This window comes from Corallococcus sp. M7, assembly GCF_054512695.1.
On the sequence record NZ_CM137252.1, the window covers coordinates 3,094,246 to 3,105,063 of the forward strand.

Consider the following 10,818-nt stretch of genomic DNA (forward strand, 5'->3'; position numbering starts at 1 on the left):
AGTCCACGGTGGAGTGCTCATCCAGACTTCATGCCAGGAGCGTATGATGATTTCCCACACCTGTCTGGCTTCGTAGAAGGGACGACCATGACCGGCCCACGCCCCAAGACCTGTGCGACGTGCGGACGCGTCATCTCCGCTCACGCCGTGTACTACCGCTTCAGTCTGGTGTTGGAAGGGGAGCAGGACCTGCTCGACCCTTCGGATGACCTGGACGGCGATCCCGCGGAGGTGCTCGCGGAGATGGTCCGCCGCCTGGATGAGGGCTCCGCGGACCCCGGTGAGCTGGAGGCTCAGGTGCACTGGGAGCGCACCGGGGTTGTCTGTTCGCAGTGCCGCTCCGTGGCGGTGCGGATGCTCAGCACCGCCACGAAGGACGCTGGGCCGCATTGAGCGTCATTGGATCTTCATCGCGTACTTGCCCAGGTGGTGCTTGAGCACCTCCTGCTGGGCCTTCGCGGCTTCCTCCAATGCATAGAGACGGCCCACCTCCAGATGGAACGGCCCCGACTCAATCAGCTCGTTGAGCCGCTTCATCACCTGGGGGTTGGGGATGCCGTCGTAGGCCTTGGTTTCAACGCCCTCCGGGCCCTTGGGCGCCGGCTCCACGCCGTTCGGGTAGGCGATGCGCCCTCCCTTGCGGACGTTGCGCAGCAGGGGCTCGGCCGCGTCTCCTCGTGCCAGTACCAGCGCCGCGTCGAAGCCGTCTGGCGCGAAGTCCCGGCAGACCTTCTCCAGGTCCTCCTGGTGGCCCTCCGCGACCGCGTCCGCTCCCAGCCTCCGGGCCAGCTCGACTCCGTCCTGTCCGGACGCGACCGCCAGCACCTTCGCTCCCAGCCTCTTCGCGAGCTGCACGACGATGTGCCCGATGCCTCCGCTGGCGCCAAAGACGAGCAGCTTCTGCCCTGACTTGAGCTGGAGGTGCTCCTCCAGGTCCAGGAGCCCGGTGAGTCCGTCCGCGGCGAGCACCGCCGCCTGCTCCACCTTCAGTCCCTTGGGCACCTTCGCCGCCTGGTCTGCCTTCACCGCGACGTACTCCGCGTAGAAGCCTCCCTTGGTGCTCATGAACGCGGAGCCGTAGACCTGGTCGCCGACCTTGAAGTCCTTCACGTTCTTGCCCACGGCCGCGACTTCTCCCGCTCCGTCGGCTCCGGGCACGTAGGGGAATTTCGGGCCGCCTGGGATCATCTCGGCCATCTGCCCCTCTCGCTCCATCCAATCCCAGGCACCAATTCCCGCCGCCGCGACGCGCACGAGCACTTCGTCGTCGCCACAGGTGGGAACGGAGATGGTCTTGATGCCCAGGACCTCCGGGCCGCCGAAGCGGTCGAGCGCCGCGGCCCTCATCTTTTCGGGAATGGATGCTGGCATGCTGTGACTCCCTCTCGGATTGAAGCGTGTCCTCCGAGACGATGCGCATGCTCCGCGTGACGTTCAGCGTCACCGGCTCCACGCAGGCACGGCGGGGGAGGGGACTGCCGCCCTCCACCCCGCCGGGGAATGGCCTCAATCCAGGAGCTGCATGAGGTCCGCTCGCGTGAGCGCGGCGCCTCCCGAGGCGCCTCCGAGCGCGGCTTCGAAGAGGGCTCGCTTCTTCTCCTGCAAGAGGAGGATCTTCTCCTCCACCGTGCCCTGGGACACCATCCGGTACACCATCACCGGACGCTGCTGACCGATGCGGTGCGCCCGGTCCGCCGCCTGCGCTTCCACCGACGGGTTCCACCACGGATCCACCAGGAAGACGTGGTCCGCCGCCGTCAGGTTGAGCCCCGTCGCTCCCGCCTTCAACGAGATGAGCATCACGGGCGCTCCCTTCTCGTCCTGGAAGGACGCCGCCACCGCGCCACGGTTCGCCGTGCCTCCGTCCAGGCGGATGAACCCGATGTCCGCTTCCTTCAACGCCGGCTCGATGAGGTCCAGCATCGACGTCCACTGCGAGAAGACCAGCGCCTTGTGCCCGTCCGCCACCGCCGTGCCGAGCGCTTCCACCAGCGCCTGCACCTTCGAGGATGTCCTCGCCTGCTGTCCCGGGACCAGCGCCGGATGACAGGCCGCCTGCCTCAATCGCAGCAGCGCCTCCAGCGCCTTCAGCACGCTGCCGCCCTCCTCGAGCTGCGACACCACCTCCTCGCGTGTCGCGGCGTGGACCGCGTCGTAGACGGCGCGCTCCTGCTCGGTGAGGGTGACGTGCCGCACGGCCTCCGTGCGCGGTGGCAATTCAGGCGCCACGTCTCGCTTCAGCCTTCGCATCACGAAGGGGCGAATGCGCGCGCGCAGGGCCTCGGCGGCGCCCTTCTGGTTCTCCGACACCGGCCGGGACCAGCGCTCCTCGAAGGCCTTGCGCCCGCCCAGCAGTCCCCGGTTGGTGAAGTGCATCAGGCTCCACAGCTCCTCGAGCCGGTTCTCGATGGGCGTGCCGCTGAGCGCGATGCGGAAGCCCGCGTCCAGCTCGTAGGCTGCTCGCGCGACCTGGCTGTCTGGATTCTTGATGGCCTGCGCTTCGTCCAGCACCACCGTGTCCCACGTCTTCGCCGCGAGGATGGCCGCGTCCAGACGCAACAGCGCGTAGGTGGTGAGCGTCACGTCCGCGGACTCGTCCAGCGTGCGGCCGACGCCGTGATAGACAGACACCTTCAGCGACGGGCGGAAGCGCTTTACCTCCGCTTCCCAGTTGGGCAGCACGCTCGTGGGCGCTACCACCAGCGTTCCCTTGCCCAGCGTGCAGATGGTCTGCAGCGTCTTGCCCAGACCCATGTCGTCCGCCAGCACGCCTCCCAGGCCCGCCTGTCTCAGGAAGGTGAGCCAGCTCACGCCCTGCAACTGGTACGGGCGCAGCGTCGCGGTGAGGTCCTTGGGCAGCTGGGGCTCGGGGAGCTTCTCGAAGCCCTGCACCAGGGGCGCGAGCCGCTCCATGACGGGCGGGGCGGGGTGCTCCAATGCCTCGCACAGGCCGGTGAGCTGGGGGATGGCGTGGTTCGCGAGCCGGCCGTCCCGTTCTCTCGCGGCCAGCAGGTCCGTCACTCTCTGGCCGTGGGCCCTCAGCCAGCCCGTGGGCAGCGGCGCCCAGCCTCCGCCTTCCAGCGGCACCAGCCCCAGGCCCTCCTCCCAGGCCCGCATCACCGCGCCCGCGTCCACGGTGCGCTTCTCTCCGGGGCCCAGGCCCTCCACCTGGAAGTCGAGCGAGAAGCCCACTCGCGGCACGCCCGCGTCGGTGGCGGCCGTGTCCAGCGTGAGCATGGGCCGGAGCTTCACGTCTGGGCTGACCACGCCCGCGGCGTTCCCCGTGAGGCCTCCTCGCCACTTGCGCAGCTTGTCCGCGAGCTGCACGGCCTCCTTGCCGTGGACGGTCACGCGCCGGCCCGGCGCCATGTTCAGCTCGTCCCTCAGCTGGTGGATGAGCTTCGTCTCGGTGGGCTCGTCGCGCACCGGCGCGGCGCCCTGGAGGTACACCAGCTTCCCGTTGTCGATGCGCGCGGTGGGCGGCGAGCCGTACACCAGCGTGGGCAGCACCGAGAGCCCCGTGTCGAGCTTGTCCAGCTCCAGCGAGATGCGCGGCTTGAGCGTCCGGTCGATGGGCGGCAGCCGCCGGCTCTTCACGTCCACCGGCATGCGCCTGGCGAAGTCCGGCAGAACCTTGCTCGTCAGGTCCGCCAGTTGCTCCGGGGCGAAGACGCGCTCCTGGGGCAGGTTCTCCAGCCGCGCGCCGGTGAGCGACAGCTCTCCCATCCGGCAGAGCGCGCCCGCGCACAGGGCGACACCGGGGCTCACCAGTTCGTTGATGCGCGGATCCTTCTCCACCTTGAGCACGGTCTGCTCGCCCCGGTCCTCGACGGTGACTCGCGGGAGGAGCGGCTCGTTGGAGACGGAGACGAGCTGGCCGTCGAACAGGACGGTGCGCGCCTTCTCCAGCACGTGCAGCAGGGCGTCCAGCTTGCTCTGCGGAAGCGCGCCCCGGGTGGGCTGCGCGAGCAGCTTGTCCGCGAGCAGATCACACGGGTCCACGTGGATGCGCGCGGCCTCCACGGGGTTCTGGAGCACGGACGCGAGGCTCCGGGCCAGGAGCCGCGCGGTGTTGTCCGGCCGGACCACCAGCCGCTCCAACTGGAGCCCTCCGTCCGCGCGCTTGAAGCGGTACACCAGCCGCTCCGTCTTCGGCGCGGCGCCGGGCCTCGGCGCGGCGGATGCGGGGCCCGGACGGGCAGGGGAGGCCGCCGCCGTGGCCTTCCTTCCCTCCGCCTGCCGCAGGACGATGGCCGCGGCGATGACGTGCTCGCAGGGGTCCACCTTCCCCCGGCAGTCGCACTCCCAGATTTCATCCTCGGGGTAGAGGGTCGTGGTGAGCGGGGTGGGGCGGCCGGGGATGCGCACCCGCAGGACGACCTCCTCCTCGTCCACGGACTGCACCGAGACGACCCCCGCACGGGACAGGGCCTGTCCGGCGGACCACGTGGCCGGGCCTGACTCCTCCCGGATGGCTTCGAGCAGTTCCGCGAGCGCCGACATACGAGGGGCGATTCCCTAGCCCCGTGCCGGCCCTGGCGCAAGCAACCGGGCGCGTGGCTGTGACACCGGGGGACACATGCTCCCGCGCTCCTGTAACTGGCGGCGCTACAGCGGCCACGACACCCGTGTCATCCGCGGTGGGGCCTTCCGAGGAAAGCCCCAAAACCTTGGGAGGTGGCGTGGCAGGTGCAGAGGGGACGGATTGGAGCGCGCGTCCGGTGCTTCCCCCTCTTCCACCTGCCGGACCCCCGCGTCTCCGTGTCCCCCACACAGTCGAGGTCCCACACATGCACCTGCAGATGACGAGTCGCCTCCTGGCGGCCGCGTTCCTGAGCCTGGTGGCTGGTTGCCAGGGTGAGCCGACGCAGTCCCCCGAAGGTTCGCAGTCCGCGACGCTCTCCGCCAAGGCGGATTGCGTGCAGCGGTTCGACGGCATCACCACCTGCGCCAAGGGCAATGCGACCCTGGCCGCTTCCGAGAAGGGCGTGCAGGTCCTCGGGCTGAAGGACGCGAGGACGGACGGCGTCTCCAGCACGTTCAACGCCGGCATCACCTGGTCCCAGGAAGCCCAGATCCGCGTGGGCAGCCAGAAGGGCAGCGTCACCCTGTCCGCGCGTGACGGCGATCAGGTCGTCAGCACGCTGCGCATCACCTCCACCGCGGACCGCGTGGTGAACGTGACGCCGGGCTTCACCGGTTCCTCCGAGGGCAACTACCGGATGAACGTGTACCGCGACGGCCGGCTCGTGAGCACCACCCACCAGCCCGCGTCCTTCTCCATCACGTTCTACGACTGGTGGTCGTTCGTGAACTGGTGGAACACCCACTGGCACTTCTTCTCCTACCGTTCCTACCTCCACGGCGGTGACCGCAGCCTCGACGGTTCCTGCGCGTGGCGCATCGGCTCGCCGAACACGACGTTCGCCCTCAAGGGCGCGGACGGCCAGACCATCATCGGCGACACGGCGGAGTTCATCGAGGAGATTGGCGACGGTGCCTACCCGTACCGCCACTTCTCCGGCATCGACGTGAACACCAGCGCCACGGACCTCCTCATCACGGGCGAGTCCTTCGGCCAGGAGAAGTAAGCTGTTCCTCCGCCGGGCGGGCGCCGCGTGTTCCCGCCCGGTGGTGTCTGTCTGTCTTTGTCTCTCCGTCGAGGAGTCGTGACGATGCGCGTGCCCTGGTCTCTCGCTGGCATCTCCGCCGGAGCGCTGCTCATCGGCGCCGCGTGGGCCACCGTCGTCCGCCGCCCCGAACCCCTGGTGCTGGGCGCGCTGCCTCCCGTCGTCCTTCCGCACGTCGAGCAGGCCGGCGGTGCCACCACGGTGGCGGACACCGGCCGCAACGCCTTCGGGCGCGCGCCCATGAACATGCCGCGCTCGCGCTGGCCGGACTTCTACGCGGGCAAGGGCGTCTTCGACCGCGACTGGAGCGACTCGCGCCTGCGTGCCGCCGTGGCCGGGCCCTTCTTCAGCGCCACCGGCTGCATGACCTGCCACGTGAAGGACGGCCGGGGCCAGCCGCCCGCGAATCCCTCGGAGGCGCCCGTCTCGCTGGCGTTCCAGTTGAGCGCGCCCGACGGCGCCGGTCCCCACCCGCTGTATGGCATGCAGCTGGACGCGCACGCCGTGGAGGGCCAGGTTCCCGAGGGCCACGTCCGCGTCGACTTCGAGGAGACGCGCGGCACCTTCGCCACCGGCGAGCCGTACTCGCTGGTGCGCCCGCGCTACCAGTTCCAGGGGTTGGTGCATGGTCCCCTGGGCGACGGCGCCCTGTTCTCCGCGCGTGTGTCGCCCGTGAACTTCGGCCTGGGCCTGCTGGAGGCGCTGCCGGAGGCCGACATCGTGGCCCGCGCCGACCCCGAGGACCGCGACCAGGACGGCATCTCCGGCCGGGTCAACCGGGTGCTCGATGTGGAGACGGGTGAGACGCGCCTGGGCCGCTTCGGGTGGAAGGCCAACCAGCCCACGCTGCGCCAGCAGGTCGCGCATGCGCTCGTCGCGGACATGGGTGTCACCACCACGCTCTACCGCCAGGAGCAGGGCCGGGACGCCCCGGGTGAACCGGAGGTGTCCCAGGACGACATGGACCTGCTGATGCTCTACATGCGCCTGCTCGCCGTGCCCAAGCGGCGCGACTGGGAGGCGCCGGAGGTCCAGCGGGGCCATGCCGTCTTCCGCGCCATCGGCTGCGCGGCGTGCCACGTGGACACGCCCCAGGAGACGGGGACGGTGGAGGGCTTCGACGAGGTGTCCCGTCAGGTCATCTACCCGTACACGGACCTGCTGCTGCACGACCTGGGTGAGGGCCTGGCGGACGGGCGTCCGGACGGGCTGGCCTCGGGCAGCGAGTGGCGTACGCCGCCCCTGTGGGGCATCGGGTTGGTGGAAGCCGTCAACCGGCACACCCGCTTCCTGCATGACGGCCGGGCCCGCTCCCTGGAGGAGGCCGTCCTCTGGCACGGAGGGGAAGCGGCCTCCGCGCAGGGGCGCTACGTGCGGCTGCCCCTTGAGGACCGGGCCGCGCTGCTGGCCTTCCTGAAATCGCTCTGAGGCATGGACGGGACACCCTCCCGTCCGGACGGCGGGCGGGAGGACCGTCGCCTGGAGGGGCTTCGGCCTTCATGAGGGCACGGAACGGTGGGACGCCCCGGGCCCTTGGGCTACCCTGCGGGCCCCCTTCATGCAGCCCCAGACCCCCATCCCCGATGATGCCCCCGACGTCCCGCTCGCGGTCGACCTGGACGGGACGCTGGTGCGCACGGACACGCTGCATGAGAACCTGCTCGTGCTGCTCAAGCACGCGCCGTGGCTGCTCTTGCTGGTGCCGCTGTGGGTGCTCCGGGGCAAGGCCTTCTTCAAGGCGGAGGTGGCCCGCCGCGCGCGGCTGGACGTCACCTCGCTGCCGTACAACGCGGAGGTGGTGGCCTTCCTGCGCGAGGAGCACGCGCGGGGGCGGCGGCTGGTCCTGGCCACGGCCGCGGACCGGAGCATCGCCGACGCGGTGGCCGCCCACCTGGGCGTCTTCCACACGGTGGTCGCCAGCGAAGACGGGGTGAACCTGTCCGGCGCGCGGAAGCTGGAGCGGCTGCGCGAACTGCTGGGCCGCTTCGACTACGCGGGCAACGACGCGGTGGACCTGCACCTGTGGCGCGAGTGCCGACAGGTCATCGTGGTGCATGCCCCGGCGGGCGTGTTGCGCCAGGCCCAGGGGCTGGGCCGCCCCGTGCACCGCGTCTTCGAGGCCCCGCCTGGTGGGCTTCGCCCCTGGGTGAAGGCGCTGCGGGTGCATCAGTGGGCGAAGAACGCGCTCGTCTTCGTGCCGCTGCTGGCGGCGCACAAGGCCACCCAGGGCGGCATGGCTCCGCGCGCGGTGCTGGCGTTCATCGCCTTCAGCCTCTGCGCCTCTAGCGTGTACATCATCAACGACCTGCTGGACCTGGCGTCGGACCGGCGGCACCCGTCCAAGTCACTGCGGCCCTTCGCGTCCGGGGCCCTGCCGGTCCGCGCGGGTGTCCTGCTGGCGCCGCTGCTGCTGGTGGGCGCCACGGTGCTGGCGCTGGCCACGCTGCCCCTGGCGTTCTCCGCGCTGCTGGCCGCGTACTTCGTGCTCACGCTGGCGTACTCGCTGCGGCTCAAGCAGGTGGTGATGCTGGACGTGCTGGTGCTGGCGGGCCTCTACACGGTGCGCATCTTCGGCGGCGCGCTGGCGGTGGGCGTGCCCACGTCGAGCTGGCTGCTCATGTTCAGCACCTTCCTCTTCCTGTCGCTGGCGCTGCTCAAGCGGCTGAGCGAGGTGCGGCGGCTGCGTCAGTCCAATGAAACCTCCGCCCACGGGCGCGGCTACCTGGCGCAGGACTACGAGCAGCTCGCGAGCCTGGGCGCGGCGTCGGGCCAGGTGTCGGTGCTGGTGCTGGCCCTCTACATCACCAGCAAGGAAGTGACAGCGCTGTATGCCCACCCGGAGCGGCTGTGGCTGCTGTGCCCGGTGATGCTGTACTGGGTGGGGCGCATCTGGCTGCTGGCGCACCGGGGGCTCGTGAACGAGGACCCGCTCGTCTTCGCGCTGAGGGACCGCGTCAGCTACGTCGTGGGCGTGGTCGCCGCGCTGGTGCTGTGGGTGGCGACGTGACGGGAGCATGGCGATGAGCACGTCGGATTCCTGGGGCCGCTTCCCCCGCGTGGAGCAGCGGACGCGCGCGCTGACGTGGCGATCGGAAGCGCTGCCCCGCGAGGACGGCTCCGTCCTGCCGCATGGCCTGGGCCGCAGCTACGGCGACTCGTGCCTCAACGACGGCGGCACGGTGCTGCTCACCTCGGACCTGGACCGGCTCATCGACTTCGACCCGACGACGGGCGTGGTTCGCTGCGAAGCGGGCGTGTCGTTGGACACGCTCTTGCGCCTGGCCGTGCCGCGCGGCTGGTTCCTGCCAGTGACGCCGGGCACGAAGTTCGTCACGGTGGGCGGCGCCATCGCCAACGACGTGCACGGCAAGAACCACCACCGGGTCGGGACGTTCGGCCGGCACGTGCGAAGGTTCGAGCTGGTGCGCTCGGACGGCAGCCGCCGGATGTGCGCGCCCGACGAGAACCCGGACTGGTACGGCGCGACGATTGGCGGGCTGGGGCTCACCGGGCTCGTCACCTGGGCGGAGGTGCAGCTCCAGCCCATCCGCAACCCCTTCGTCATCCAGGAGACCGTCCCGTTCGACAACCTGGACGGCTTCATGCGCGTGTCCGCGGAGTCCGAGCCGGACCACGAGTTCACCGTGTCGTGGGTGGACTGTCTGGCTCGGGGGCGCAAGCTGGGGCGTGGCCTGTTCTACCGGGGCAACTTCGCGCCCACGCAGTTCGACCGGCTGCCCCTGGCGAAGAGCCACCTGTCCCATCGCAGCGGGCTCGCGGTGCCCATCGACCTGCCGGGCTTCTGCCTCAACCGGCTGTCGGTGTCCGCCTTCAACTTCCTGTACTACCACCGGGAGCGGATGAAGCCGTCGCCCCGGCTCGTGCACTACGATCCGTTCTTCTACCCGCTGGACAGCGTGTATGGCTGGAACCGCATCTACGGCCGCCGGGGCTTCCTCCAGTTCCAGTGCGTGGTGCCCCACGCCACCGCGCGTGACGCGCTGAAGGAGCTGCTGGAGCGCAGCGCCCGGGGCGGGCTTCCCAGCTTCCTGTCCGTGCTCAAGACGTTTGGCAACCTGCCGTCGCCCGGGTGGCTGTCCTTCCCGCGCCCCGGCTACACGCTGGCCCTGGACTTCGCCAACCAGGGCGAGAAGACGTGGAAGCTGGTGGAGTCGCTGGACCGCGTGACGCGCGAGGCGGGCGGGGCGGTGTACCCGGCCAAGGACGCGCGCATGAGCCCGGAGAGCTTCGCGGCGTACTTCCCCCGGCGCGAGCAGTTCTCCGCGTACATCGATCCCGCGTTCTCGTCCTCCTTCTGGCGCCGGGTGAACCCGGTGCCGCTGCCCCTGCCCGCGCAGGAAGACCGTCAGGCCGCCCTCCCATGAAGAAAGTCATCGTCCTCGGTGCCACGAGCGCCATTGCCCAGGCCACGGTGCGGCTGCTCGCCGCGCGCGGGGCGTCGCTGTACCTGGTGGGCCGCAACGCCGCGAACCTGGAGGCGGTGGCCCGGGACGCGTCCACGCGCGGTGCTCAGAAGGTGGAGTTCCGCGCGCTGGACCTGAACGACTGCGAAGCGCACGCGAGCCTCGTGGAGCGCGCGTGGCAGGCCCTGGGCGGACTGGACGGGGCCGTGCTGGCGCATGGCGTGCTGGGCGACCAGGCGGAGAGCCAGCGCTCGTGGGCGGCGGCGGAGGTGGTGCTGCGCACGAACTTCCTCTCCGCCGCGTCGCTGCTGACGGAGCTGGCCAACCGCTTCGAGGCGCAGAAGGCCGGCACGCTGGTGGTGATTTCGTCGGTGGCGGGAGACCGGGGCCGGCAGAGCAACTACGTGTACGGCGCGTCCAAGGGCGCGCTGACCGTGTTCCTCCAGGGCCTGCGCAACCGGCTGGCGAAGTCCGGCGTGGCGGTGGTGACGGTGAAGCCCGGCTTCGTGGACACGCCGATGACGGCCCACGTGCCGAAGAACAAGCTCTTCGCGTCGCCGGAGCAGGTGGCGCGCGGTCTCCTGAAGGCCGCGGACGGGCGCAAGAACGAGGTCTACGTACCCGGCTTCTGGGCGCTCATCATGCTCATCATCCGCAGCATCCCGGAGCCCGTGTTCAAGCGGCTGAAGCTCTAGGCTTCGGTCGTTGCTCCGCGTGGTGCCCCTTCCGTGCCCGGGATGCGGACACGGAAGGGAGAGCCGGGT

General features: G+C 70.4%; 8 protein-coding genes. 6 read left to right on the forward strand and 2 right to left on the reverse strand.

Annotation, left to right across the window (positions count from 1 at the left end; translation table 11 throughout):
* The first annotated feature begins 87 nt into the window (after positions 1-87).
* Complete coding sequence (locus ACX114_RS12825) at positions 88-393, forward strand: hypothetical protein (protein ID WP_459297978.1); 306 nt, start codon at positions 88-90, stop codon at positions 391-393.
* 3 nt (positions 394-396) lie between these two features.
* Here ACX114_RS12825 and ACX114_RS12830 read toward each other — a convergent pair whose 3' ends face one another.
* Both ACX114_RS12830 and ACX114_RS12835 read right to left on the reverse strand, forming a co-directional pair.
* Positions 397-1,371 (reverse strand): NADP-dependent oxidoreductase, encoded by a 975-nt coding sequence (locus ACX114_RS12830; protein ID WP_459297980.1) that lies wholly within the window; start codon positions 1,369-1,371, stop codon positions 397-399.
* A 135-nt stretch (positions 1,372-1,506) separates the two neighbouring features.
* A complete protein-coding gene (locus ACX114_RS12835; protein ID WP_459297982.1) occupies positions 1,507-4,503 on the reverse strand; it encodes a DEAD/DEAH box helicase in 2,997 nt (998 codons plus the stop codon).
* Positions 4,504-4,790: 287 nt separating this feature from the next.
* On the opposite strand from ACX114_RS12835, the gene ACX114_RS12840 reads away from it, so the two are divergent.
* The 5 genes from ACX114_RS12840 to ACX114_RS12860 all read left to right on the forward strand — a co-directional run bounded on the left by ACX114_RS12840 (position 4,791) and on the right by ACX114_RS12860 (position 10,749).
* Positions 4,791-5,591, forward strand: a complete 801-nt coding sequence (locus ACX114_RS12840) for a hypothetical protein (protein ID WP_459297984.1) — start codon at positions 4,791-4,793, stop codon at positions 5,589-5,591.
* Positions 5,592-5,675: 84 nt separating this feature from the next.
* On the forward strand, positions 5,676-7,058 hold the full coding sequence (locus ACX114_RS12845) for a di-heme oxidoreductase family protein (RefSeq protein WP_459297986.1): 1,383 nt from the start codon (positions 5,676-5,678) through the stop codon (positions 7,056-7,058).
* Between the two features lie 130 nt (positions 7,059-7,188).
* Entirely contained in the window at positions 7,189-8,637 is a 1,449-nt protein-coding gene (locus ACX114_RS12850) for a UbiA family prenyltransferase (protein WP_459297988.1), read from the forward strand.
* Between the two features lie 13 nt (positions 8,638-8,650).
* Complete coding sequence (locus ACX114_RS12855) at positions 8,651-10,015, forward strand: FAD-binding oxidoreductase (RefSeq protein ID WP_459297990.1); 1,365 nt, start codon at positions 8,651-8,653, stop codon at positions 10,013-10,015.
* Positions 10,012-10,749: an SDR family oxidoreductase gene (locus tag ACX114_RS12860; RefSeq protein WP_120564167.1), complete on the forward strand. Its 738-nt coding sequence runs from the start codon at positions 10,012-10,014 to the stop codon at positions 10,747-10,749. Before ACX114_RS12855 ends, ACX114_RS12860 begins: the two co-directional genes overlap by 4 nt.
* Positions 10,750-10,818: the final 69 nt, after the last annotated feature.